This is a genomic window from Psychrobacillus sp. L4 (assembly GCF_042944905.1).
Classification (GTDB): domain Bacteria; phylum Bacillota; class Bacilli; order Bacillales_A; family Planococcaceae; genus Psychrobacillus.
Window position 1 is genome coordinate 1,266,529 of sequence record NZ_CP168496.1, and the last position, 26,764, is coordinate 1,293,292.

The 26,764-nt window shown below is 37.1% G+C and carries 24 protein-coding genes and 1 other annotated feature; all 24 genes read left to right on the plus strand.

Annotation, left to right across the window (positions count from 1 at the left end; genetic code table 11):
- The first annotated feature begins 95 nt into the window (after window positions 1-95).
- The 24 genes from ftsA to pyrE all read left to right on the plus strand — a co-directional run bounded on the left by ftsA (window position 96) and on the right by pyrE (window position 26,322).
- On the plus strand, window positions 96-1,388 hold the full coding sequence (gene ftsA, locus ACEPXG_RS05880) for a cell division protein FtsA (protein ID WP_391208404.1): 1,293 nt from the start codon (window positions 96-98) through the stop codon (window positions 1,386-1,388).
- Between the two features lie 42 nt (window positions 1,389-1,430).
- Window positions 1,431-2,585, plus strand: a complete 1,155-nt coding sequence (gene ftsZ, locus ACEPXG_RS05885; protein WP_391208406.1) for a cell division protein FtsZ — start codon at window positions 1,431-1,433, stop codon at window positions 2,583-2,585.
- A 1,450-nt stretch (window positions 2,586-4,035) separates the two neighbouring features.
- Window positions 4,036-4,878 carry a sigma-E processing peptidase SpoIIGA gene (locus tag ACEPXG_RS05890; RefSeq protein ID WP_391208408.1) on the plus strand — a complete coding sequence of 281 codons (843 nt, stop codon included), beginning with the start codon at window positions 4,036-4,038 and terminating at the stop codon, window positions 4,876-4,878.
- The gene (gene sigE, locus ACEPXG_RS05895) at window positions 4,878-5,585 is read left to right on the plus strand and encodes an RNA polymerase sporulation sigma factor SigE (RefSeq protein ID WP_391208410.1); all 708 of its coding nucleotides are present in this window, start codon (window positions 4,878-4,880) and stop codon (window positions 5,583-5,585) included. The genes ACEPXG_RS05890 and sigE overlap by 1 nt, the downstream gene beginning before the upstream one ends.
- Window positions 5,586-5,675: 90 nt before the next feature.
- A complete protein-coding gene (gene sigG / locus ACEPXG_RS05900; protein ID WP_391208412.1) occupies window positions 5,676-6,461 on the plus strand; it encodes an RNA polymerase sporulation sigma factor SigG in 786 nt (261 codons plus the stop codon).
- Window positions 6,462-6,561: 100 nt separating this feature from the next.
- Window positions 6,562-6,807 (plus strand): YlmC/YmxH family sporulation protein, encoded by a 246-nt coding sequence (locus ACEPXG_RS05905; RefSeq protein WP_151699332.1) that lies wholly within the window; start codon window positions 6,562-6,564, stop codon window positions 6,805-6,807.
- A 70-nt stretch (window positions 6,808-6,877) separates the two neighbouring features.
- Complete coding sequence (locus tag ACEPXG_RS05910; RefSeq protein ID WP_391208415.1) at window positions 6,878-7,570, plus strand: YggS family pyridoxal phosphate-dependent enzyme; 693 nt, start codon at window positions 6,878-6,880, stop codon at window positions 7,568-7,570.
- Window positions 7,567-8,046, plus strand: coding sequence for a cell division protein SepF (locus tag ACEPXG_RS05915; protein ID WP_391208417.1), 480 nt, complete (start codon window positions 7,567-7,569; stop codon window positions 8,044-8,046). The genes ACEPXG_RS05910 and ACEPXG_RS05915 overlap by 4 nt, the downstream gene beginning before the upstream one ends.
- Before the next feature lie 19 nt (window positions 8,047-8,065).
- Window positions 8,066-8,326: a YggT family protein gene (locus tag ACEPXG_RS05920; protein ID WP_391208418.1), complete on the plus strand. Its 261-nt coding sequence runs from the start codon at window positions 8,066-8,068 to the stop codon at window positions 8,324-8,326.
- Between the two features lie 48 nt (window positions 8,327-8,374).
- Window positions 8,375-9,166, plus strand: a complete 792-nt coding sequence (locus ACEPXG_RS05925) for an RNA-binding protein (RefSeq protein WP_391208420.1) — start codon at window positions 8,375-8,377, stop codon at window positions 9,164-9,166.
- A gap of 93 nt (window positions 9,167-9,259) precedes the next feature.
- Entirely contained in the window at window positions 9,260-9,769 is a 510-nt protein-coding gene (locus tag ACEPXG_RS05930) for a DivIVA domain-containing protein (protein ID WP_391120857.1), read from the plus strand.
- Window positions 9,770-9,821: 52 nt separating this feature from the next.
- Window positions 9,822-10,054 (plus strand) — a binding site (T-box leader).
- Window positions 10,055-10,209: 155 nt separating this feature from the next.
- The gene (ileS, locus tag ACEPXG_RS05935; protein ID WP_391208422.1) at window positions 10,210-12,972 is read left to right on the plus strand and encodes an isoleucine--tRNA ligase; all 2,763 of its coding nucleotides are present in this window, start codon (window positions 10,210-10,212) and stop codon (window positions 12,970-12,972) included.
- A gap of 259 nt (window positions 12,973-13,231) precedes the next feature.
- Window positions 13,232-13,708, plus strand: coding sequence for a signal peptidase II (gene lspA, locus ACEPXG_RS05940; RefSeq protein ID WP_151699339.1), 477 nt, complete (start codon window positions 13,232-13,234; stop codon window positions 13,706-13,708).
- On the plus strand, window positions 13,708-14,634 hold the full coding sequence (locus ACEPXG_RS05945) for an RluA family pseudouridine synthase (RefSeq protein WP_391208425.1): 927 nt from the start codon (window positions 13,708-13,710) through the stop codon (window positions 14,632-14,634). The genes lspA and ACEPXG_RS05945 overlap by 1 nt, the downstream gene beginning before the upstream one ends.
- 200 nt (window positions 14,635-14,834) lie before the next feature.
- Window positions 14,835-15,374: a bifunctional pyr operon transcriptional regulator/uracil phosphoribosyltransferase PyrR gene (gene pyrR, locus ACEPXG_RS05950; RefSeq protein WP_391208427.1), complete on the plus strand. Its 540-nt coding sequence runs from the start codon at window positions 14,835-14,837 to the stop codon at window positions 15,372-15,374.
- A 30-nt stretch (window positions 15,375-15,404) separates the two neighbouring features.
- On the plus strand, window positions 15,405-16,706 hold the full coding sequence (locus ACEPXG_RS05955; RefSeq protein WP_391208429.1) for a solute carrier family 23 protein: 1,302 nt from the start codon (window positions 15,405-15,407) through the stop codon (window positions 16,704-16,706).
- A gap of 148 nt (window positions 16,707-16,854) precedes the next feature.
- Complete coding sequence (locus tag ACEPXG_RS05960; RefSeq protein WP_391208431.1) at window positions 16,855-17,733, plus strand: aspartate carbamoyltransferase catalytic subunit; 879 nt, start codon at window positions 16,855-16,857, stop codon at window positions 17,731-17,733.
- 1 nt (window position 17,734) lies between these two features.
- Window positions 17,735-19,015 (plus strand): dihydroorotase, encoded by a 1,281-nt coding sequence (locus tag ACEPXG_RS05965; protein WP_391208433.1) that lies wholly within the window; start codon window positions 17,735-17,737, stop codon window positions 19,013-19,015.
- Window positions 19,012-20,112, plus strand: a complete 1,101-nt coding sequence (locus tag ACEPXG_RS05970; protein ID WP_391208435.1) for a carbamoyl phosphate synthase small subunit — start codon at window positions 19,012-19,014, stop codon at window positions 20,110-20,112. Before ACEPXG_RS05965 ends, ACEPXG_RS05970 begins: the two co-directional genes overlap by 4 nt.
- Window positions 20,105-23,302, plus strand: coding sequence for a carbamoyl-phosphate synthase large subunit (gene carB, locus ACEPXG_RS05975; protein ID WP_391208437.1), 3,198 nt, complete (start codon window positions 20,105-20,107; stop codon window positions 23,300-23,302). The genes ACEPXG_RS05970 and carB overlap by 8 nt, the downstream gene beginning before the upstream one ends.
- Window positions 23,299-24,075 (plus strand): dihydroorotate dehydrogenase electron transfer subunit, encoded by a 777-nt coding sequence (locus ACEPXG_RS05980; protein ID WP_391208439.1) that lies wholly within the window; start codon window positions 23,299-23,301, stop codon window positions 24,073-24,075. The genes carB and ACEPXG_RS05980 overlap by 4 nt, the downstream gene beginning before the upstream one ends.
- On the plus strand, window positions 24,072-24,986 hold the full coding sequence (locus ACEPXG_RS05985; protein ID WP_391208442.1) for a dihydroorotate dehydrogenase: 915 nt from the start codon (window positions 24,072-24,074) through the stop codon (window positions 24,984-24,986). The genes ACEPXG_RS05980 and ACEPXG_RS05985 overlap by 4 nt, the downstream gene beginning before the upstream one ends.
- Window positions 24,983-25,693: an orotidine-5'-phosphate decarboxylase gene (gene pyrF / locus ACEPXG_RS05990; RefSeq protein ID WP_391208444.1), complete on the plus strand. Its 711-nt coding sequence runs from the start codon at window positions 24,983-24,985 to the stop codon at window positions 25,691-25,693. Before ACEPXG_RS05985 ends, pyrF begins: the two co-directional genes overlap by 4 nt.
- Window positions 25,690-26,322: an orotate phosphoribosyltransferase gene (gene pyrE, locus ACEPXG_RS05995; RefSeq protein ID WP_391208446.1), complete on the plus strand. Its 633-nt coding sequence runs from the start codon at window positions 25,690-25,692 to the stop codon at window positions 26,320-26,322. The genes pyrF and pyrE overlap by 4 nt, the downstream gene beginning before the upstream one ends.
- The last annotated feature ends 442 nt before the right edge of the window (window positions 26,323-26,764 follow it).

Here is a 26,764-nt window from a genome sequence, read left to right on the forward strand (position 1 = left end):
AAATGAAAAATTAACTATTTGTTTAGAAAATTTTAGACTTTATACGTTTTTTACAATAGAATAATAAATAAAGAGTTATTAGGAGGTGCCACGAGTTGAATCAGTCAGAATTGTACGTATCATTAGATATTGGGTCATCTTCAATAAAAGTATTAATCGGAGAAATGAGTGAAGACTCGCTGCATGTAATTGGGGTAGGAAATGTTAAATCAAATGGTATCCGGAAAGGATCTATTGTTGATATAGACGCAACTGTGCAGTCGATTAAGAAGGCTGTTAGTGAAGCCGAACGAATGATTGGAATGTCTATTCAAGAAATTGTACTTGGTATTCCTGCGAACTTAGCAAACATACAGAACGTCAAAGGTGTAGTAGCTGTAAATCGGGAGGATCGTGAAATTACAGATACAGATTTAGATAGAGTAATAGAATCTGCACAAGTAATGTCTATTCCTCCTGAACGAGAGCTTATTAATATTGCTCCTAAGCAATTTATCGTTGATCATTTAGATGAAATAAAAGATCCTCGAGGAATGATTGGAACACGTCTAGAAATGGATGGAATTATGATGACTACATCGAAAACAATTTTACATAACGTGTTAAGATGTGTAGAACGTGCAGGACTTCAAATAAGAGAAATCTATTTACAACCATTAGCAGGTGGTTATTTTGCGCTAACAGAAGATGAAAAAAACCATGGTACTGCTTATATTGACATTGGTGGAGGATCCACAACAATTGCCGTGTTCAGTGAAGGGCATTTAATCAAAACTGCTGTTATCCCAGTAGGCGGAGATCATATAACAAAAGACTTGTCGATTGTATTGAAAACTCCCACGGAACAAGCCGAAATGATCAAACTTCAATATGGACATGCCTTCTATGATGATGCTTCGGATGATGAACTTTTCGAGGTACCTGTTATTGGTGCAGATATGAAAGAACAATATTCTCAGCGTTATATTGCCGAAATTATTGGTGTTCGATTAGAAGAATTATTTGAACTAGTATTAGAGGAATTTTATCGAATGGGTCTTCAAGACTTACCGGGCGGTGTTGTAGTAACTGGTGGAGTTGCCAAATTAGAAGGTATTGGTCAGCTTGCAAGACATATTCTTCAAACGAGAGTGCGTTTATATACACCTGATTATATTGGCGTGCGTGAACCACAATATACAACGGCTGTTGGTCTTATAAGATATGCCTATAAAGAAGATGTTTTCTATGGTAAAATTGGTAATAGTCATGCATTATCGCAAATGACACAAAGTGAGGCTGTTTCTAGTCCTAAGAAACAAAAACAAACAACACAAACTTCGATAAACGAAAACAAAGAAAGTGCAATGACAAAAGCTAAGAAGTTTTTCGACAAATTTTTTGAATAACAAAACCTTTAACATAGTTGAAAGAATATAGGAGGCAATAGCATGCTGGAATTTGAAACGAACGAAGACCAATTAGCTATCATCAAAGTTATTGGAGTTGGTGGCGGTGGAAATAACGCAGTAAATCGTATGATTGAACATGGAGTACAAGGCGTGGATTTTATTGCCGTTAACACAGATGCCCAAGCCCTTAATATGTCCAGAGCAGAAGTGAAGCTTCAAATTGGAGGCAAATTAACTCGTGGACTTGGAGCAGGTGCAAATCCAGAGGTTGGTAAAAAAGCCGCAGAAGAAAGTAAGGAACAAATCGAAGAAGCTTTAAGAGGCGCTGATATGGTCTTCGTGACTGCTGGTATGGGCGGAGGAACAGGAACAGGAGCAGCACCCGTTATTGCACAAATCGCGCGTGATATCGGTGCTCTAACAGTTGGGGTTGTTACTCGACCTTTTACATTCGAGGGGCGCAAACGTTCCACTCAAGCAATCGGTGGTATTGGTATGATGAAGGAAGCCGTAGATACACTGATCGTTATTCCAAATGATAGACTTCTTGAAATAGTAGACAAAAATACACCAATGCTTGAAGCTTTTAGAGAAGCAGATAATGTATTACGTCAAGGGGTTCAAGGTATTTCAGATCTTATAGCGGTACCTGGACTTATTAACTTAGACTTTGCAGACGTAAAAACAATTATGTCCAACAAAGGTGCTGCACTGATGGGAATCGGAATCTCTGGTGGAGATAATCGCGCTGCGGAGGCCGCTAAAAAAGCAATTTCCAGTCCACTCTTGGAAACTTCGATTGACGGTGCTACAGGTGTGCTCATGAATATTACAGGAGGATCAAATTTAAGTTTATTTGAGGTACAAGAGGCTGCTGATATTGTTGCATCTGCCTCTGATGAAGAAGTCAACATGATTTTCGGTTCCGTAATTAACGATAATTTAAAAGATGAGATTATTGTTACTGTAATTGCAACTGGTTTTAATGAAGAAGTAATTACGCAAAATAAACCAAGAGGTACTGGTTTTGGAACAGCTAGAACGCAACAAGCAGCTACTACTGCTCCTATACGTGAACAGCGAAAAGAAGAACAAACGTTGCAACAAGAGAGACAACCTGCATTTACACAGCATCAACAAGAAGATGCTCTAGATATTCCAACTTTCTTAAGAAATCGTCAAAGAAGAAACTAAATTAGTTTTGATAAAGCAATCACCTATTAGGTGATTGCTTTTTTTAAATGAATTTTTATCATAAAAGATTTGCTCCCGCGCAATCTCATCGGAAAAATTAATTGCGCTACGCACTGTCCAGGGTCTTTATTTGCTTGCTCCCCTAAGAGTCGTCTCCTTCCGCTGCAATCAACCGTCCTAATCAAGTATACTATTTGAACGTCTTTTATTGAGGGTAGCTAATTTATAGTTTCATTCCACAAGCTACTTTTTCAGTGCCTTACAATTAGTCTCGAGTGAATAAAATTGGTCTCGCCTTAGGGTAAAATGGTCTCGTAGTGCCATAAAATGTTAATAAATGGACCTGGTTATGCAGTTCTTGAATTTTAAAAAGCTTTTTGTAATTAGTTAGTCTTGGCATTAAAAAGAAATAGATATCATCCATTGATAAAGAAGCGTTGAGCGGACGAAATTGCATCTTCGTCCGCTTTTAAAAGAATAGGAAAGCATCTAATCCCTCATTAACCAAACCTAAAGCACCTTGTGTCTACAAATTTCAAGCGGGTGACGGACAAACATCCGCCACAAGATTGCCGAAAAAATGGATCGTGAAGTGACGCAGTCAAATCACGATCTATAACCTTAACGGTAATAGTGAAGCCAATGTTTCGTCCAAAGCACTCTGGAAACGGTGAAAACAAGGTGCCCTAAAAGGGATATAGACTTGCAAGGTGCTTATGGACTTACTTTAGGTGCTGATAGACCCAGTCTAGGTGCTTATAACGAATGTTTAGGAGCACATAGATTTGTTAGGTGCTTATAAGTAATGCCTTTCATCTCGCTATTGCTTGATCTTTATTGATTATTCCTTTTACCTTCCAAAGTATACATATATCAGTAAGTTTATGATTAGAGTTGGTGGAACTTGAGAAAAGAAGGCAGCATCCATTGATAAAGAAGTGCTGAGCGGACGAAATTGTATCTTCGACTCCTTTTAAATGAGCAGGACGGAATCTTATCTCTCATTATCCAGACCAAATCCATCATATCTTTACATATTCCAAGAAGGCGACGGACAAACATCTGCCACAAGATTACCGAAAAAAGAGGATTTGGAAATGATGCAGTCACTTCCAGATCCTCCATAAAAGTCGTCGGTAATAGTGTAGCCGATGTTTCATCCAAAGCACTCTGGAAGCGTTAAAGACAAGATGCACTTAAATGGCGCTTGCGGTTTTCTTAATAGAGTAAAATGCTTTTCTAATTACTTACTCAGAGTGCAATCGGAGGATTTACAAACCTAATCGGATGACTATGCTTAAAGGGTTATTCTTCATTAGATATTTACCATACAGTCCAAAACTAGCAAAATTCATGCAATTTATGTCGTAAAAAAAGAATCAATTACTCTGTTCATTTGACAATTTTCTTACAAAAATCATGTTACCCTTTAGTCAAAAGGAGGGAAGCTATGTATGCAGAAGTAATGATTGCAACCAATACTTTTTTTAATTACACCGTATTAGCATTTGCAAACAAAATTGGCTGGATTGAAAACAAAAAAAGATACTTGTTTCTTGCCGCGCTTATTGCAGGAATTTTAACCGTTACAGTCTCTAACTATTTTATTACTGTTTTTCTATCTTTCTTTTTAATGATTGCTATAGCATTTTGGCGTAAACCGAAGCAAATAGTCAAAGCAATAGGGCTTACGCTACTTGCAAGTCTTTTTGCTGGCGGCTTACTAACAGCAATCGCTTCTTTTTACCGCAATACCAACTATCTATTTATGATGGTCAATTTTGCTTTAATTGTTATTGGTGGTTTGTATTTATTAACGAAACATGTCCTGCATATTCACATCGCTCAATCAGAAAGAGAGTTATTATACTCCTCTTGTGTCAAATTGTTTGGTGAGGCTAAGGAACTTACTCTTTTTATTGACTCTGGTAATGTTTGCAAGGAACCACTTTCGAATGAGCCCGTTCATTTTGTTGCAGCTGAAGTATTAAAAGAAGTACTTCCCGAATCATTGTTTCGAGCGGTTAGCAATTGGGAATTCGATCGTAAGGTTGGGCTAGATAATCTACCAAAAGAGTATTTAACCAAATTAAGATTAATACCTATAGCAACGATACAACAAGAAAAAACTTGGGTTATTGGAATAAAATACGATAATTGGAAAGTAAATGATCAGGAATTACCAAAAGGATATATTGTCATGACAAAGCTACATGATAAATTTCCACATGGAGCTGAAGGGATATTACATAGCTCTTCCTATTTCCATCTAAAGAAAAGGAGTGTCGAATAATGCTATTAAAGTTTTTTCGTCGGATCTATTTTTGGTTACTTTCTTTCAGAAGAAGTGGAGTACATTATATTGGTGGAAATGAATCACTGCCTAAACCATTGTCAAGAGAAGAAGAGAGAGAAATGCTTCTTGCATTTATGGACGGAAATGAATTTGCGAGGGATGTATTGATAGAGCGTAACTTACGTCTTGTTGTTTATATTGCAAGGAGATTTGACCAAACGAACACGAATATTGAAGATTTGATCAGTATTGGATCGATCGGACTTATAAAAGCTGTAGAGACGTTTAATTTGGACAAAGGAATAAAACTTGCAACATATGCTTCAAGATGTATAGAAAATGAAATATTAATGCATTTACGTAAAACGAATCGAATGAAATCAGAAGTTTCTTTTGATGAACCATTAAACTCTGATTCAGATGGAAATGAGCTGCTTTTATCTGATATTTTAGGAACAAGTGAAGATTTAATAATTGAAGATGTAGAAAAAAAAATGGAGCGACAGCATGTATTTGAAGCGATAAATCTACTTGGAAATCGAGAAAAGTATATCATGCAATGTCGTTTTGGATTGAATGGAAAAGAAGAGATGACCCAAAAAGAAGTAGCGGACCATTTAGGAATTTCCCAGTCTTATATTTCCCGCCTAGAGAAAAAAATAATTTTAGATTTAAAAGAGCTGTTAAATGAACCAATTGCCTAATGGGTGAAATTGGAATGCCTTTCTTCCGAATAAAGTTTAACCTACCGGACAAACTGATTAAGAACTATTAAAAAGTCCGGAGGAAGATCTATGACGAGAACAAAAGTTGAATTATGCGGCATTGATACATCTAAGCTTCCTTTACTTTCCCATGAACAAATGAAGGCGCTGTTTATCCGTTTACAAGCAGGAGAAGATTTGGTAAAAGATGAACTGGTCATGTGTAATCTACGTTTAGTACTAAGTCTTGTTCAACGTTTTGCATATCGCGGTGAACAAGCAGATGACTTATTTCAAGTCGGGTGTATAGGACTTATCAAGTCAATTGAAAACTTCGATTTAAAGCATAATGTACGTTTTTCAACATATGCTGTACCCATGATCATTGGGGAAATAAAACGACATTTGCGAGACCATCATTCTGTAAGAGTTTCTAGATCTTTAAGAGATATAGCATATAAAGCAATGAAAGCAAAAGAACAATTTATTAACGAAAACTTACATGAACCTACCTTAGATGATTTATCCAAAGTATTAGATATTCCTGTGGAAGATATATTATTATCCTTAGATGCTATCCAAGATCCAGTTTCACTTCAAGAGCCCATTTTTAGCGATGGGGGAGATGCTATTTATATGATGGATCAATTATGTGATAATGATGTATCCGAAGAACAATGGGTCACTTATTTTACTGTGAAAGAAACTTTTCAAAAATTAGATAACAGGCAAAAGAAAATATTAACAAAACGAATCTATTATGGTGCTACTCAAACCGAAATTGCAGTTGATCTTGGCTTATCTCAAGCACAAATATCAAGGCTAGAGAAAAGTGCTTTGTCTATTATTCAAGGACAGTTGAACCCAAAAGAATGATAACTACAATTAGAGATAATATTATTTCCGCTTTTTCTTCCTAGAAAAAGCGTTTTTTTTTTATTTTTGGTTCATATAATAATAAAAAGGGGGAGCTGAGATGAAATTTTCTGATGCACAGCAAAAAGAAGTAATTGAAGCAAGTAGTGGAAAATTGCTTGGATATATCGTTGATGCCGAAATAGATAAAGATACTGGTTTCATCCTATCGTTCATAGTAGAAGCACAAGGAACATATCCTAATTTTTTTAATAAAAAGAATGAAACGAAAAAAGTTGCCGTTCAAAATATATCTATAATTGGGAAAGATGTTATAATTGTTTCAAAAAATATGTTGTTAGATTGATTCATCATTGATAAAACCCCTTTTCATTGATACAATAAACAAAAACAAGTGATGAAAAGTTGGTTTTTATATGACAAACGTTCAACAAAATTTAGAATCGATAAAAGATAAAATGAATGCTGCTTGTATACGTGGCAAACGTAACTCTTCAAATGTTACAATTATTGCCGTTACGAAGGAAGTTTCTGTAAAAAGAACGGAAGAGGTAGTTCAAGCTGGAGTGAGACATCTAGGTGAAAATCGACCTGAGGGTTTAAAAAAGAAATTAGATGCCATTAATGATTCCATCAAATGGCATTACATAGGGACGCTACAAACGAGAAAAGTAAAATCAGTCATTAATAATGTAGATTTTTTGCACTCGTTAGATCGATTAAGTTTAGCGGAGGAAATAGAAAAAAGAGCTACTTCGGTAAAGGACTGCTTCGTACAAGTAAATGTAGCCGATGAGCAATCAAAACATGGATTAGCGTTGGAAGATGCGGAAGCTTTTGTGAAAGAATTGGAAAGTTATTCTCGTATACGAGTGATTGGATTAATGACAATGGCTCCAAATACGGAAAATGAGACTGTCATCCGTACTGTCTTTCGTAATTTAAAACAATTACAGGAAAAAATTTCGAAACAACAACTACCACATGCACCTTGTACGGAATTATCGATGGGGATGTCGGGTGACTATGAAATTGCAATAGAAGAAGGCGCAACCTTTGTACGAATAGGAACAGCTTTAGTCGGTAAAGAGAGGGAGGAAGTTAAATGAGCATGAAAGACTGGATGAAAAATTTCTTCTACTTGGAAGAGGATGAAGAAACTTCAACAGATCAGCAGCCAAAACCTCAACAGCAAAAACCGGTGGAACATCAAATGCGACAGCAATCGGTGAGACCCTCCACAAAAGAACGAAAATTTAATACAGTAACGAAAGAAACAGCCGCATCTAATCTGGTAAGTATTCAAAATGTGCAAAAGTCTTCCAAAGTAATTCTAATCGAGCCACGCGTTTATGCAGAAGCCCAAGATATTTCCGAACATTTGAAGAGTAAAAAAGCTGTTATTGTAAATTTACAACGCATTGATAAAGACCAAGGAATAAGAATCATCGACTTTTTAAGTGGAACAGTGTACGCTTTAGGTGGAGACATTCAACGAATAGGAACGGATATTTTCCTGTGTGCACCAGATTCAGTAGAAGTGGCTGGAGCAATATCGGATTATTATTACAACGACCTAGATTGATAGAGGAGTTAATACTATTATGACCACAGTTTTAATCTTGTTAATTTATGCAGTTAAATACTATACCTATGCATTAATCGTATATATTTTTATGTCATGGGTCCCAAGTATACAGCAATCTAGCTTTGGACAATTTTTAGGGAAAATTTGCGAACCATATTTAGAACCATTCAGAAAGATTATTCCTCCAATCGGAATGATCGATATATCACCTATTGTTGCGATTTTTGTATTGAATATTGCAATAAAAGGAATAATATCTTTAGTATCCTTTTTTTAAACCTCACTTCAGTGGGGTTTTTTACTATATTCGAGAGGGAATATGAACATGGAAAATGTTATGCAACATTTTAGAAAAGAAGAGCAGCCATTCATAGAACAAATTGTTAATATGCTGCGAGAAGTTGAGAATCGATATGCGCCTAAGTTAACAGACTTTTTAGATCCTAGACAACAATTTATTGTAGACACTTTGCGAAGACAGTATGGGGATATAGAAGTTGCAGAAAATGGAGGGTTGGACGAAGTGGAAAGAAAAAGAGTGCTTCTATATCCTTCTTATTATGTGCCGTCAGATGCGGATTTTACTCTGACTGTCGTGGAAATTCAATATCCTAAAAAGTTTGTTACATTACAACATAAAGATGTTTTAGGTTCGATGATGTCCTTAGGGATTGATCGAAGCAAGTTTGGTGACATTCGAGTGGAAGATGGAGCAATTCAATTTGTCGTTGCAACAGAAGTGTTAGACTATGTGCGAGCAAACTACACGGCAATTGGAAAAGTTAAAGTTCAAATTGAACTAGTAGGAGATAGACTAAATTATTTTTCGCAACGGGAGGAATGGACATCCGAATCTTTAACGGTGAGTTCATTAAGATTAGATACTGTTATTTCAGCGGTTTTTAATATTTCTCGTCAGAAATCATCTACGCTCATTCAAAGCGGAAAAGTAAAGGTTAACTGGACAGAGAAAGATCAACTGTCTATGGAACTGCAAGAATTAGATTTAATTTCCATTCGAGGGCTAGGTAGAGTCAAAATTTTAATGATTGAAGGCAGAACAAAAAAAGACAAAATTAGACTACAAATTGGTCGCTTAGAACAAAAAATTAAATAATCAAATAAATATAGTTGATTTTTGATGAATTTGCTCTAACCTAAATGTATAATAGAGAATAAGAATGCTAGAAAAGTAAAGGAGATGGAATATATGCCATTAACACCACTTGATATACATAACAAGGAATTTAGCAAAGGATTCAGAGGATATAATGAAGATGAAGTAAATGAATTTTTAGATCAAATTATGAAAGATCTTGAAATTATAACAAAAGAGAAAAAAGAACTGGAAATAAAACTGAAATCATCAAGCGAAAGAGTTGGGCATTTCACATCGATTGAAGAGACTTTACATAAATCTATTGTTGTCGCACAAGAAGCAGCAGAGGAAGTTCGTCGAAACTCTCAAAAAGAAGCAAAACTAATTGTAAAAGAAGCAGAAAAAAATGCAGACCGTATTGTGAATGAAGCACTTACAAAAGCAAGAAGAATCGCACTTGAAATTGAAGAACTAAAAAAACAATCAAAAGTTTTTCGGAATCGTTTCAAAATGCTCGTAGAAGCCCAATTAGATTTAATCAATACGGATGACTGGAATCATTTAATGGAATATGATGTGGATACAACGGATATAGATAGAATTTCTATAACGGAGGACTAATACATTTCTTGACTGATTCGCTTACTTTTCCTATAATTATTTCATATCATATAAATATGCGTTGAAAAAGACGTCTAAATAAGATTTCGAACAAGCGACTTGGGGATGGTGCGAGCTCAAGCAATGGAACTTTTTTAGATCATCACTTTTGAGCAAAGACACTGAACTTAAAACAATGAGGCTAAGTGTCTTCGGATTATGTCCCGTTATGGCATACTAAGCGGCGATTTTTTTAGGAAATCGCAAGTAGGGTGGTACCGCGAGTAATAACTTCTCGTCCCTTTTTGGGATGAGGAGTTTTTTTGTTTTATCCAATAGGGTAATAAATCCTATTGGATAAAGAAAACATGCTCAGAAGCAAATGTTTTCTGCGGAGCTGAAACAAAGTGAAGCGGAAGCAAATACGCTAAGGCGTTGATTAAATAAAGGAGGAATTATGAATGGAGTACAAAGACACATTATTAATGCCGAAAACAGATTTCCCAATGCGTGGAAATTTACCAGTGAAAGAAGTAGATATTCAAGCAAAATGGGCTGAAATGGATATTTATAAAAAAGTACAAGAAAGAACAGCAGGTCGTCCTTTCTTCGTATTACATGATGGTCCTCCCTATGCAAATGGTGATTTGCATATGGGTCATGCACTAAATAAAGTATTAAAAGATATGATTGTAAGATATAAATCAATGAGTGGTTTCAATGCCCCTTACGTTCCGGGCTGGGATACACATGGTCTACCAATTGAACAAGCACTTACAAATAAAGGTGTAAAACGCAAAGAGATGTCTTTAGCAGAGTTCAGAAAGCTTTGTGAAGAATATGCGTATGAACAAATTAGTAACCAACGCACGCAATTTAAACGTATAGGTGTTCGTGGAGACTGGGAAAATCCATATGTAACGCTTACGCCAGCTTTTGAATCTCGTCAAATCGAGGTTTTCGGCGCAATGGCGAAAAAAGGATATATTTATAAAGGGCTAAAACCAGTTTATTGGTCACCTTCTAGTGAATCTGCACTAGCGGAAGCAGAAATTGAATACCAAGATAAAAAGTCACCATCTATTTATGTTAGCTTTGCTGTAACAGATGGAAAAGGTATTCTTGATGAGGGTACAAAAATTATTATTTGGACGACAACTCCTTGGACAATTCCAGCAAACTTGGCTATTTCGTTGCATCCAGCTGTAGAGTATGCTGTCGTTCAAGCAAAGGATTCAAAATTTGTAGTGGCAAAAGATTTAGTGGAATCTGTCGCTACTGAGCTAGGTTGGGAAGAATATTCAGTAGAACGGACAGTAGTCGGGAAAGATATGGATAGACTTGTTGCTAAACATCCTTTATATGACCGAGATTCACTTGTAATTCTTGGGGAGCATGTAACTACTGAATCAGGTACAGGTTGTGTGCATACAGCTCCTGGACATGGGGAAGATGACTTCTATGTGGGGAAGGCTTATGGATTAGATGTACTATGTCCAGTAGATGACCGTGGTGTGATGACTGCAGAAGCACCTGGGTTCGAAGGATTATTCTATGACACAGCAAACAAAGCAATTACAGAAGCACTAGAAGAAGTAGGGGCTCTTGAAAAACTTACTTTCTTTACACATTCATATCCACATGATTGGCGCACAAAAAAACCAGTCATTTATCGTGCAACAGCACAATGGTTCGCATCAATCGAATCTTTTAGAGATGAATTATTGCAAGCAATCCGTGATACATCATTTACACCTGCTTGGGGTGAAACTAGACTTTATAACATGATTCGCGATCGTGGAGACTGGTGTATTTCTCGTCAGCGTGTATGGGGAGTTCCAATTCCTGTATTTTATGCGGAGGATGGGGAACCAATCCTGACAGAACAGACAATTTCACATGTATCGAAATTATTCCGTGAACATGGTTCTAATATTTGGTTCCAAAAAGAAGCGAAAGAATTGCTTCCAGAAGGATTTACACATCCAAGCAGTCCAAATGGTATTTTCACGAAAGAAACAGATATTATGGACGTTTGGTTTGACTCTGGATCAAGTCATCAAGGGGTGTTAGAAGAACGTGATGATTTAGTATTTCCAGCTGATTTGTATTTAGAAGGATCTGACCAATATCGTGGTTGGTTTAACTCATCATTAATCACAAGTACGGCAATGTTTGGTCATGCACCTTACAAAGGATTATTAAGCCATGGATTTACGCTAGATGGAAATGGACGTAAAATGAGTAAATCTCTTGGGAACGTTATCGTACCTTCCAAAGTGATCAATCAACTTGGAGCAGATATCGTTCGTTTATGGGTTGCATCTGTAGATTATACTGCAGACGTTCGTGTATCTGATGCTATATTTAAACAAGTATCTGAAGTGTATCGTAAAATCCGTAATACATTCCGTTTCTTGCATGGTAATGTTAGTGATTTCCATCCAGAGAATAACCGTGTGGAATTTAAGGATCTCCGTGAAGTAGATCAATATATGTATATGAAATTACAGGAAGTAATTAAAACAGTGGAAGCGGCATATGAGCGTTATGATTTTGCAAGTGTTTACCATATTGTAAATAACTTTGTTTCAGGTGAGCTAAGTTCATTCTATTTAGATATCGCCAAAGACGTTGTATATATTTATGGTCAAGATGACCATGAACGTCGCGCAATGCAAACCGTAATGTATGATACACTTCTTGCTTTATTAAAATTGATGACGCCGATTTTACCTCATACAACAGATGAGTTATGGGCTTATTTAGAAAATAAGACAGAAGAAAGTATTCAACTGACAGATATGCCAAAAGCTATTGAAGATCCAGCGTTTGAAGCGTTAGCAGCTAAATGGGATAAAATCATGGAATTACGTGATGATGTGTTAAAAGCATTAGAAGAAGCTCGAAATGCTAAAACTATCGGTAAATCATTAGAAGCGAAAGTAACATTGTATGTAAAAGATGAATTGAAAGTATTGTTTGACACAGATGCAATTGACTTTGCTCAACTATTCATCGTATCGCAATTTGCACTTGGTGGTGCTCAACAAGACGCACCAGAAAATAGTTTAGCGCTTGAAAATGCTTCTGTTTTAGTTGAAAAAGCAGACGGAGAAAAATGTGAACGTTGCTGGACAATTTCTGAAACAGTTGGTACAAATGAAAAACACCCAACATTATGTACTCGTTGTGCGGAAGTTGTAGAAAAACATTATATTTAATGTAATGAATGTGGTCCTAAATTAGTAGGACCACGCTTTTTATTTTGGATGAATTTTATCCTGCACTTTTACTTAGGGTTACTTTGTATGGTAAACTAGTTTAGATTCTGTTAACTTTTTTTAGTTGGAGTTCAAACCCCAGTTAATAAAGTTAAAGCTTACGGCGGATGTCACAGATTTTTAGAGGAATTTATCGAGTGCGCTCGATAAAATCTGGACGTAAATATGCCAAGGCGAATTTGATATTGGGGGAAATAATGTGTGGAAATTTTATGGACTTGCCGCATTTGTTATTGCGCTTGATCAGTGGACAAAATGGCTGATTGTAAAAAATATGGTTTTTGGCGAACGAATCACTATTTTAGATCCTTACTTTGAATTACTTTCTCATCGAAATCGTGGTGCCGCATGGGGAATGTTACAAGGCCAAATGGGGTTATTTACAATCATCACGATTGTCGTCATTATTGCCATTATTTATTATTTTCATAAAGAAGCAAAAGGAAAGCCAATGTTTCAGGTTGGTTTAATGATGCTATTAGGTGGAGCAATTGGGAATTTTATCGATCGTATTTGGAGAAACGAAGTTGTGGATTTTGTGCATGTGTTAATACCAATTATAAATTACGATTTTCCTATTTTTAATATTGCAGATGCTTCCTTGACAATAGGTGTTGTGATTATCATATTATTCATAATTAAAGAAGAACGAGATGGAAAGAAAAAGGTGAAGTAATGGAAGAGTTAACATTTATAATAGAAAAAGAACAGACAAAAGAACGAATTGATAAAGCAATTGCATCTTTTGAAACGGATTGGTCACGTACTCAAATCCAAAATTTTATAAAAGACGGACATGTACTCGTAAATAAAGAAGCAGCCAAATCAAATTATAAAGTGAAGGAAGGGGATGTTATAGTTGTAGCTCCCCCTGAAGCAATTGAACTGGATATTGTATCAGAAAACTTAAACTTAGAAGTTGTGTATGAAGATGAAGATGTACTAGTTGTTTATAAACCTCGTGGAATGGTTGTTCATCCTGCACCAGGACATATAAGTGGGACGCTTGTAAATGGTCTAATGCATCAAATAAAAGATTTATCTGGCATTAATGGTGTTATGCGTCCAGGAATTGTTCACCGGATTGATAAAGATACGACCGGATTATTAATGGTTGCGAAAAATGATGTAGCCCATGTTTCATTAGTCGATCAATTGGTGAAGAAAACAGTTACTCGCAAATATATTGCGCTTGTGCATGGTCGTATTCCCCATGATAAAGGCACAATTGATGCTCCAATAGGACGAGATAAAAAAGAGCGACAAAGTATGGCTGTAGTGGATAATGGAAAACACGCTGTTACACATTTCCGCGTATTGGAACGTTTGGATAAATTCACATTAGTTGAATGTCAATTGGAAACAGGAAGAACACATCAAATACGTGTGCATATGAAATATATTGGGTATCCTTTAGCTGGAGATCCAAAATATGGTCCAAAGAAAACAATCAATTTTAATGGACAAGTTTTGCATGCAGGATTATTAGGATTTATTCAACCGAAAACGGGTGAATATTTAGAGTTCTCTTATCCAATTCCAGATGATTACACAAATTTATTGCAAGATTTAAGAAAACAATCATTGATTAAAGAAGATTAATCCTTTATACTACTTTTAGAAAACAAAATAGCTTCACCTTTAATAACGGTCCAGAGAGGCTGAGAAGGTACATGTGAACGTGACGAACACTATTGGTCTGCGGACTTTAATGTGTAGTTACCTTAATTAATGACGCATATACAACCTCTTGGGCATCTCAGCTCAAGAGGTTTTTTATTTTACAAAATAGGGGGATAACAATGGCGGAGAAAGCAAGTATTTTAGATGAACAAGCAATGAATAGAGCGCTAACACGAATTGCACATGAAATTATCGAACGTAATAAAGGGATTGAGGAATGCATTTTAGTTGGTATCAAAACAAGAGGTGCTTTTTTAGCAGAGAGGCTAGCTAAGAAGATTGAGACTATCGAGGGTAAAGCAATTAAAACAGGTGAGCTTGATATTACATTATATAGAGATGATCTCTCATTGAAAAATGATTCAAATGAGCCGCTCGTTCAACAAGTGGATATTACACATGATGTAACGAATAAAAAAGTGATTTTAGTAGATGATGTACTTTATACAGGAAGAACGGTTCGCGCAGCAATGGATGCTGTCATGGATTTAGGAAGACCTGCCCAGATCCAACTTGCGGTATTAATAGATAGGGGTCACAGAGAGCTACCGATAAGAGCGGATTACGTAGGTAAAAATATACCGACGTCAAGCAATGAACGAATTGTAGTGCAAGTTATCGAAACAGATGAAATGGACGCAGTAACAATTTTTGAATAAGAAATGTTTTGGGAAAGGTAGGAATAATCCATGTCAAATGCAGTTTTAGATGTTAATGAAAAGCCATCAGGAGGACAACTGATCACATTAAGTTTTCAACATATGTTCGCCATGTTTGGCTCGACAATTTTAGTACCACAGCTAGTTGGATTAAGTCCTGCAATTGCATTACTTACAAGCGGCATCGCTACAATATTCTTCTTGATGATTACAAAGTTTAAAGTACCGGCATATTTAGGATCTTCGTTTGCTTTCATTGCTCCAATCCTCATTGCTACGAATGATAAGACCGAACCTGGTAACGCAATGATTGGTGCAATGTTCGTCGGATTAGTATATGGGATAGTGTCACTCATTATTTGGAAAAGTGGTTATAAATGGATTTTGAAGCTATTACCACCGATCGTTGTTGGACCGGTTATCATGGTTATTGGTTTAGGTATTGCAGGAGTAGCGGTTGATATGGCCATGAACATTCCAGTAGAAGGTACTGATATAAAAGTATATAGTTCCCTGCACTTTTCAGCAGCATTAGTAACATTGTTCACAGCAATCTTCTGCACCATTTATTTTAAAAACATATTAAGTACAATGCCGATTTTAATCGGGTTAATCGTTGGTTACATATATTCTGCTGCTATCGGAATTATAGATTACTCTGCAGTACATGATGCAAAATGGTTTGCTTTACCACCATTCTTAATTCCCGGTGTAGATTATCATTTCGTCGTTACATCTAAATTGTTATTAGTCATGGTACCGATCGTTATCGTAACAATCTCCGAGCATATTGGACACCAATTAGTGCTTGGGAAAGTAGTAAATCGAGATTATATTAAAGAGCCTGGTTTACATCGCTCTTTACTAGGGGATGGTTTTGGAACATTTATCAGTTCTTTAATTGGTGGTCCACCAAAAACAACATACGGTGAAAATATTGGCGTACTAGCAATCACTCGAGTATATAGTGTGTATGTAATTTGTGGTGCTGCAGTAGTTGCAATTGCTGTTTCGTTTTTAGGGAAAGTAATGGCAGTCATCTCTACAATCCCTACGGCAGTTCTTGGTGGGGTGTCCATACTGTTGTTCGGTATTATCGCATCAAGTGGACTGCGCATGTTAGTTGAAAACAATATTGACTTTGGAAATAATCGTAATTTAGTTATAGCTTCCGTTATTTTAGTAATCGGTATTGGTGGAGCTAAGTTTGTTGTATCGGAATCATTAAGTATCGAAGGTATGGCTTTAGCAGCAATCATCGGGGTTCTATTAAACTTGGTATTGCCAGGTAGAAAAGATGAACAAATAGCAGGTATGGATAAAACTGAATAAATGACCTTTTAAATAGTTGTCCAGAGAGTCAACGAAAGGTTCGAATAGAAGAGCAGGGACTTTACAAAAGTACCCTATACTCTTCTATGTAAAAACGAACCTTCTCGAGACTTTTTCGAGAAGGTTCTTTTGATAGAGGAGGATAAAGATGAAAAACTTATTATCAATGAAAGATTTAACTGTAGAAGAAATAATGTCTATTTTAAAACAAGCGCAATTATTCCGTGAAGGTGCTAGTTCTCAATTAAAGCAAGATTATACTATGGCTAATTTATTTTTTGAACCGAGCACACGAACGAAAATGAGCTTTGAAATGGCAGAGAGAAAGTTACATTTAAATGTCCTCCCCTTTGATGCAGGTTTTTCTAGTACGTTAAAAGGTGAAACACTATATGATACGGTCAAAACATTGGAATCTATTGGTGTAGATGCGCTAGTGATCAGACATGAACAAAATAATTTTTTTGATGATTTAATAGGTAAAGTAAAACCGGTCATTATCAATGGTGGAGATGGAACAGGAAATCATCCTACTCAAAGTTTGCTCGATTTATTGACAATACAACAGGAATTTGGAACTTTTGAAAATAAAGTTATTAGCATCGTAGGGGATATTGCACATAGCCGAGTAGCTCGTTCAAACGAAGATGCATTTTCTAGACTTGGTGCGAAAGTTAATTTCGTGTGTCCGCCAAATTGTAACGCGGAATTTGAAGCAACTTATAATATTGATGAAGTAATTGAGTCTAGTGATGTGATGATGATGCTAAGAGTACAACATGAAAGGCATGATGGTAAATCTTATTTCTCTAAAGCTGAATATCATCAACAGTATGGTTTAACAGTTGAAAGAGAAAAAAGAATGAAAGAAAACGCCATAATTATGCATCCTGCTCCGATGAACCGTGATGTGGAAATTGCAAGTGAAATTGTGGAATGTGAACGTTCTAGAATTTTCAAACAAATGGAAAATGGTGTATTCATTCGTATGGCAGTCATTGAAATGATTTTGAAAGGGAGAGAATAGAATGACAAAAATTATTCAAAACGTTCAAGTTATTAACAATGAGGGAGAGTTAGAAATTACGTCCGTCTTAATTGAAAACGGAAAAATTGCTAAAATCGGAGCGAATGAAACGGAAGATCATGCACAAGTAATTGATGGTAAAGGAATGCTTCTTTCGCCAGGATTTATCGATGTGCATGTCCATTTACGCGAGCCAGGAGGCGAACAAAAAGAAACGATTGAAACAGGAACAAAAGCTGCAGCAAAAGGCGGCTATACGACTATTTGTGCCATGCCAAATACAAGACCAGTACCTGATACAGTTGAAAACTTCTCTCATGTATTAGATTTAGTTGAAAAAAATGCACTTATTCGGGTTTTGCCATACGCATCGATTACGATTCGACAAGCAGGGAAAGAAAGAACAGATATCGAAGCTTTGAAAAAACTTGGCGCATTTGCTCTAACAGATGATGGTGTAGGAGTTCAGGCTGCAGGTACGATGTTGGAAGCGATGGAAGAAGCAGCAAAACTACATATCCCAGTTGTCGCACACTGTGAAGATAATACACTTATTTACGCAGGAGTGATGCATAAAGGAAAACGAAACGAAGAACTTGGATTAAAAGGAATTCCTTCTGTTTCAGAATCAGTACATATTGCGCGAGATAGTTTACTCGCAGAAGCTGCAGGAGCTCATTACCATGTATGTCATGTCAGTACAAAAGAATCAGTAAGAGTGATACGTGATGCTAAAAAAGCAGGTATACATGTTACAGCTGAAGTAAGTCCCCATCACCTATTACTATGTGAAGATGATATACCATCCAATGATGCAAACTGGAAAATGAATCCACCTCTTAGAGGAAAAGAAGATATGCTTGCATTGCGTGAAGGCTTGCTAGATGGAACTTTAGATTTCATTGCAACAGATCATGCACCACATACAGAGGAAGAAAAAGCAAATGGATTTGAAAAGGCACCATTTGGTATTGTCGGTTTAGAAACAGCGTTCCCACTGTTATATACCCATTTTGTGAAAAGTGGAGAGTGGACTTTAAAACAATTGCTAGAATATTTAACGACTAAACCATCTGAAGTTTTTGGATTTGAGTTTGGAAAATTAGAAGTCGGAGCACCAGCGGATTTAGTATTAATTGATCTAGAAAAAGAACAAGCAATTGATAAAGAAGCATTTTTATCAAAAGGAAAAAATACACCATTTAACGGTTGGGTATGCACAGGTTGGCCACAAGTCACCATCTATAGCGGAGAAATCGTATGGCAGGAGGAAAACGCATGAAAACGAGATACTTAATTTTAGAAGATGGTACAGCATTTAAAGGGTACTCATTTGGTAGTGAAGAAGGAACAATCGGAGAGGTTATCTTTACTACTGGAATGACTGGCTATCAAGAATCGATTTCGGATCCTTCTAACTGTGGACAAATTCTAACGTTCACATATCCAATGATTGGCAACTACGGAGTGAATCCCGATGATTTTGAAGCGATTCAAATTGGTTTATCTGGAGTAGTAGTAAGAGAATTGGCTGAGCAACCATCAAATTTCAGAAGTACAGGTACATTAAGCGAATTTTTAGAGGCAAAAAATATTCCTGGAATTGAAGGAATTGATACTAGAAAATTAACACGTATAATTCGTAAGCATGGCTCTTTAAAGGGGCAGCTAACAAAAGCTGGAGAAGAAGTTAATGTAGAGGAAGTAGTGGAAGCATTGAAAGCTACAGAAATTGCTAAAAACCAAGTAGAACAAGTTTCCATCACTCGTTCATATCCAAGTCCAGGACGCGGGAAAAAAGTTGTACTCGTAGACTTTGGTATGAAGCATGGTATTTTAAGAGAATTAAACAAACGTGATTGCGACATCATTGTCGTACCCTACAATACATCTGCAAAAGATATTTTGGGCATGTATCCTGATGGTGTAATACTTTCAAACGGACCTGGAGATCCAACCGATATTCCAGAAGTAGTTGAAATGGTTAAAGAGATTATTGGCCAAGTTCCAATTTTCGGTGTATGTCTGGGACATCAGCTTATTTCTCTTGCAAGTGGTGCAACCTCTTTCAAATTGAAATTTGGACATCGTGGAGGAAACCATCCAGTTAAAGATTTAACTACAGGGAGAACAGAATTAACTTCACAAAATCATGGCTATGCAATTGATGCAGATTCCATTGCAAATACAGATTTAGAAATTACACATATTGCTTTAAATGACGGTACTGTAGAAGGGGTACGACATACAAAATTCCCAGTGTTCTGCGTGCAGTTCCATCCAGAAGGTTCTTCAGGACCTGAGGATTCTTCCCACTTATTTGACCAATTTATCGAAACAATGATACTAGAAAGCAAAAAGGAGAATTCACATGCCTAAACGTAAAGATATAGAAACGATATTAGTAATTGGATCAGGACCAATTGTTATAGGTCAAGCAGCTGAATTTGACTATGCTGGAACACAAGCATGTATTTCATTGAGAGAAGAAGGATATCGTGTCATTCTAGTGAATTCGAATCCAGCAACCATTATGACGGACACAGAAATCGCGGATAAAGTATATATCGAACCAATCACATTGCCATTTGTGAGTAAAATCATTCGTAAAGAACGTCCGGATGCCATTCTACCAACACTTGGTGGACAAACGGGATTAAATATGGCAATTGCGCTTGATGAATCAGGTATTTTAGATGAATTAGGAATAGAAATTTTAGGAACAAAGCTAGAAGCAATTCATAAAGCAGAAGACCGTGATTTATTTCGTACATTAATGAATGAATTAGGTGAACCTGTACCTGAAAGTGATATTATTCACAACTTGGATGAAGCAAAAGCATTTGTTGAAAGAATTGGATACCCGGTAATTGTGCGTCCTGCTTTTACACTAGGTGGAACTGGCGGCGGAATTTGTAATAACGATACAGACCTAGCGGAAATCGTGACAAGTGGGTTAAAATATAGCCCAGTAACACAGTGTTTACTTGAAAAATCAATTGCTGGATATAAGGAAATTGAATATGAGGTTATGCGCGACTCGGCGGATAATGCGATCGTTGTATGTAATATGGAAAATGTGGATGCAGTGGGTATTCACACAGGGGATTCAATCGTAGTTGCTCCAACGCAGACCTTATCGGACCGTGAAAATCAAATGCTTCGTAATGTATCATTAAAAATTATTCGTGCACTAAAAATTGAAGGTGGATGCAACGTGCAACTTGCCCTTGATCCAAATAGCTTCAATTACTTTATTATCGAAGTGAATCCACGTGTAAGTCGTTCTTCCGCCCTTGCATCCAAAGCAACTGGTTATCCAATTGCAAAACTTGCTGCGAAAATAGCAGTAGGTCTAACATTAGATGAAATGATGAACCCGGTAACAGAAAAAACATATGCATGCTTTGAACCAGCATTAGATTATATCGTTGCTAAAATTCCAAGATGGCCATTTGATAAATTTGAATCTGCCAAACGTAATCTAGGAACTCAAATGAAAGCAACTGGTGAAGTAATGTCTTTAGGACGTACATTCGAAGAAGCGATTCTTAAATCAGTTCGCTCTCTAGAGACTGGACATTTCCATATCGAAATGAAAAACAGTGAATCGATTACAGATGAGTGGATGGAAAAACGTATCCGTCGTGCAGGTGACGAGCGTTTATTCTTCATCGGCGAGGCACTTCGTAGAGGGGTTTCAGTGGAAACACTCAATGAATGGAGCCAAATCGACTTATTCTTCTTGAATAAACTACAAAACATCGTGAAATATGAAGAAGTAGTTCAAGCAAATCCATATGATAAAGAAGTATTATATAAAGCAAAACGTATGGGCTTTGCGGACAAAACGATTGCTAAGTATTGGAACGTAAAAGAAATTGATGTGTATAATTTCAAGAAAGAGCATGGCATTGTACCAGTGTATAAAATGGTTGATACTTGCGCAGGAGAGTTCGAATCAGAAACTCCGTATTTTTACGGAACATATGAAGAAGAAAATGAATCCATTCGTACAAACAAAGAAAGTGTTATCGTATTAGGCTCTGGTCCAATCCGCATCGGACAAGGGGTAGAATTTGACTATGCAACGGTGCACTCTGTTTGGGCGATTAAAGAAGCAGGTTATGAGGCAATCATAATAAACAACAACCCTGAAACGGTTTCGACAGATTTTTCTATTTCAGATAAATTGTACTTTGAGCCATTAACTGAAGAAGACGTTATGCATATTGTGGATTTGGAGCAGCCAAAAGGGGTAGTAGTCCAGTTTGGTGGACAAACGGCTATTAATCTAGCGGAAGCATTAGAAGAAAGAGGCGTAAAAATTCTAGGTACAACACTAGAAGATATTGACCGTGCAGAAAACCGTAATAAGTTTGAAGCTGCACTACACGAAATAGGTATTCCTCAACCACTTGGAAAAACAGCAGTTTCTGTAGAAGAAGCAGTAGTAATTGCAGAAGATATCGGATATCCAGTATTAGTAAGACCATCTTATGTACTTGGCGGTCGTGCGATGCAAATCGTCTATAACGAAGACGAGATTAAACATTATATGGAACATGCAGTAGAAGCAAGCCCAGAAAAACCAGTGTTAATCGATCGTTACTTAACCGGAACAGAAGTGGAAGTAGATGCCATTTGTGATGGTGAGAATGTATTGATTCCTGGAATTATGGAACATATTGAACGCGCAGGAGTTCACTCCGGTGACTCTATCGCTGTATATCCACCGCAAAAACTATCGCAGCAACATATCGACACATTAGTGGACTACACAACTCGTCTTGCAAAAGGATTAAAAATTGTTGGTTTGATGAATATCCAATATGTCATATCAAAGGATGAAGTATACGTAATTGAAGTAAACCCGCGTTCAAGTCGTACAGTACCATTCTTGAGTAAAATTACGTCGATTCCAATGGCTAATATTGCAACCAAAGCCATTTTAGGACAATCGATTGTAGAGCAAGGATACAAACCAGGACTTGCTCCAAATAGTCCAGGAGTATATGTGAAAGTTCCAGTCTTCAGCTTTGCAAAACTACGCCGAGTAGACATAACGCTTGGACCAGAGATGAAATCTACTGGAGAAGTAATGGGGAAAGACATTACGCTAGAAAAGGCATTATATAAAGGGTTAGTAGCTGCAGGAATGGAAATAAAAGATCACGGATCAGTGCTAATGACTATAGCAGATAAAGATAAGGAAGAAGCTACTGAGATTGCAAAGCGATTCAATAACATTGGCTTTCGCATCATTGCTACGGCAGGAACGGCAGAAGCAATTCGAAAAGCTGGTATCCCAGTAGACATCGTAGATAAAATTGGATCTAAAGGAACTACACTGTTAGATGTAATACAAAAAGGAAATGCTCAGTTTGTTATTAATACATTAACAAAAGGTATGCAGCCAGAACGAGATGGTTTCCGTATTCGTAGAGAATCTGTGGAAAATGGCATTCCATGTTTAACTTCTCTAGATACTGCTGAGGCAATGCTGCGAGTGATTGAATCCATGACATTTTCTACAGAGACGATGAAACATCAGGAGGTTCGTGCATGATTAGACAAGGACAAATGCAAGTCGTAAAACAGAAAAAAATTGCGACGAACATTTTTGAACTAACATTAATAGGACAACATGTACTGGACATGAGACAACCCGGACAATTTGTCCATATACGTGTGTCTGATCAAATGGAACCTTTACTAAGAAGACCAATCAGTATTTCTTCTATTAACAAAGAAACGCTTGAATTTACAATGATTTACCGTGCAGATGGAAGGGGAACAACACTCCTCTCTGAAAAAAAACAAGGGGACCAGGTCGATGTACTTGGACCTCTTGGTAAAGGTTTTCCTATTGACAAAGTGGAAGCTGGTCAGAAAGCGCTCCTTGTTGGAGGAGGAATTGGAGTACCGCCTCTATATGAGCTTTCAAAAAGACTAGTGGAAAAAGGAGTCCAGCCAATTCACGTACTCGGCTTTCAATCAAAAGATGTTGTCTTTTATGAAAAGCAATTTAATGAGCTTGGTAAAACGTATATCGTAACAGCAGATGGCAGTTATGGTCATGCAGGTTTTGTTACAAATGTGTTAGAAACGTTAGAAGAGGATTTCGCTGTATATTACAGCTGTGGTCCAACTCCAATGCTTGCAGCACTTGAAAAAATGTATCCTGAAAAAGAAGGATATTTATCTTTTGAACAACGAATGGGTTGTGGAATTGGTGCCTGCTTTGCATGTGTTTGTGAAACAACAGAAAAAACAGAAGCTGATTATGTGAAAGTTTGTTCTGATGGTCCAGTGTTCCAGTCAGGGGTGGTTCAAGTATGAATAGATTAGCGGTCGAATTACCGGGCCTTTCATTGAAAAATCCAATTATGCCTGCTTCCGGTTGCTTTGGATTTGGGAAAGAATATGCACAACTTTATGATTTGTCTAAGCTTGGAGCGATTATGATCAAGGCAACAACGATTGAAACAAGACTTGGAAATCCAACGCCACGAGTAGCAGAAACGCCTGCAGGAATGTTAAATGCAATCGGATTACAAAATCCAGGATTAACAAAAGTAATGCAAAATGAACTTCCATGGTTAGAACAATATGATGTGCCAATTATTGCAAATGTTGCTGGTACATTAACAGAAGATTATGTTGCAGTGGCGAAAAGCATTTCGGAAGCTCCGAATGTACATGCACTAGAGCTAAATATCTCATGTCCAAATGTAAAGCAAGGTGGAATAACATTTGGGACAGATCCAATAGTAGCAGAACAACTAACTAAAGCTGTTAAAGCAGTATCTTCTGTTCCGGTATACGTAAAGCTCTCTCCTAATGTTACGAACGTAAATGATATAGCTAAAGCAGTAGAAGCAGGAGGAGCAGACGGCATTACAATGATTAATACATTGCTTGGCATGCGATTAGATACAAAAACAGGTCGACCTGTCATTGCAAATGTTACTGGTGGATTATCTGGACCTGCAATTAAACCAGTTGCTCTTCGAATGGTGTATGACGTAGCGAAACAAGTATCGATTCCAATCATCGGAATGGGAGGGATTTCTTCCATCGATGATGTCATTGACTTTATATCAGCAGGCGCAAGTGCAGTAGCAGTAGGAACAGCAAACTTTGTTGATCCATTTATATGTCCGAATTTAATTGATCAGCTTCCAGAAAAATTAGATGAACTTGGATATAATACAATATCAGATTTAGTTGGGAGGAGCCATCGATTATGAAAAACAGTCCAATTATCGCTTTAGATTTTGCTTCTGCAAATGATGCTTATAACTTTCTATTATCTTTCGAACAATCACTATTTGTAAAAGTAGGGATGGAGCTTTATTTACAAGAAGGTCCTTCGATTGTTTATAAGCTGAAAGAAATGGGACATGATGTATTTCTAGATTTGAAACTACATGATATTCCAAATACAGTAGGTCAAGCGATGAAAGGGTTGGCTCGACTTGGGGCTGACTTAGTCAATGTGCATGCTGCAGGCGGAGAAGCTATGATGATTGCTGCACGCGAAGGACTTGAAGCAGGAACAACAGCTGGCAATAAAAGACCTTCCATTATCGCAGTGACTCAGCTAACATCGACTTCAGAAAAACAAATGCAAGAGGAGCAACTTATCCGAACATCTATGGATGAATCGGTAGTTCACTATGCAAAACTAGCAAAAAATGCATATTTAGATGGGGTCGTCTGTTCCGTACTGGAAGCAAAAAAAATTGCAGAAGCATGTGGCAGCGAATTCTTACGAGTAACTCCAGGTATCCGTTTAGCAGAAGGGGATGCACATGACCAAATACGAGTTGCTACTCCAGCAAATGCGAGATTGCTAGGCTCATCTCATATTGTTGTTGGAAGAGCGATCACAAAAGCAGAAAATCCTGTTCAAGCATACGAGAACATATTAAAAATGTGGGAGGAAAACGCATGACGCTAGAAAATAAAATCGCAAAAGCACTTCTCGAAGTTGGAGCAGTCGAATTGAAACCAAATGATCTTTTCACATGGGCTTCCGGTATTAAATCCCCAATCTACTGTGATAATAGAATTACGATGTCATCTCCTGCGGTTCGTAAAGAAATTGCCCAAGGATTAGCCGAAGCAATCGAGAAGAACTTCCCAGGAACGGAAGCTGTGGCAGGCACAGCAACAGCAGGAATTCCACACGCTGCATGGGTAAGTGATGTACTAGAACTTCCGATGATGTATGTTCGTTCCAAAACCAAAGAGCATGGTCGAGGCAATCAAATCGAAGGAAAAGTAGTGTCAGGTCAAAAAGTAGTTGTTATTGAAGATTTAATCTCAACTGGTGGAAGTAGCTTAGTAGCAGTAGAAGCCCTTAAAAAAGAAGGTCTAGAAGTACTTGGCGTAGTGAGCATATTTACATATGGACTATCAAAAGCTGAAGAGTCATTCAAAGATGCGGGCATTTCATTTGTGAGTTTAACGAATTATGATGCGTTGACCAATGCAGCAAAAGAAGCAGGAACGATTACGGAAGCGGATCTACCTATGCTTTCGAAATGGCATAATGATTTAAAAGAAGGATTGTTGAAATAAAAGAAAAGACTTCAACATGAAGGGTATCTGAAAATAACATTTGTCATTCAATAAAGCATCTTCGCTCAAATTATTGAGCGGAGATGCTTTTTATTAGTGTTTATAAGTTGTGCCTCTAATCTTGCAAGGGCTTGATCTTGACTGTCTGTTACTTTTAACGGAAGCAGTATACATGAATCAGTGGGTGTATGATTAGAGTATTTGATTCTAGAGAAAAATAGATAGCATCCATTACTAAAGAAGCGTTGAGCGGACGAAACCAACTCTTCGTCCGCTTTTAAAAGAATAGGAAAGGATTTATTCTCTCATTAACCAAACCTAATGCACCATGTCACTACATATTTCAAGAGAGCGACGGACAAACATCTGCCACAAGATTACCAAAAAAAAATTCACGAGCTAAATTACTACGGTAATAGTGTAGCCAATGTTACGTCCAAAG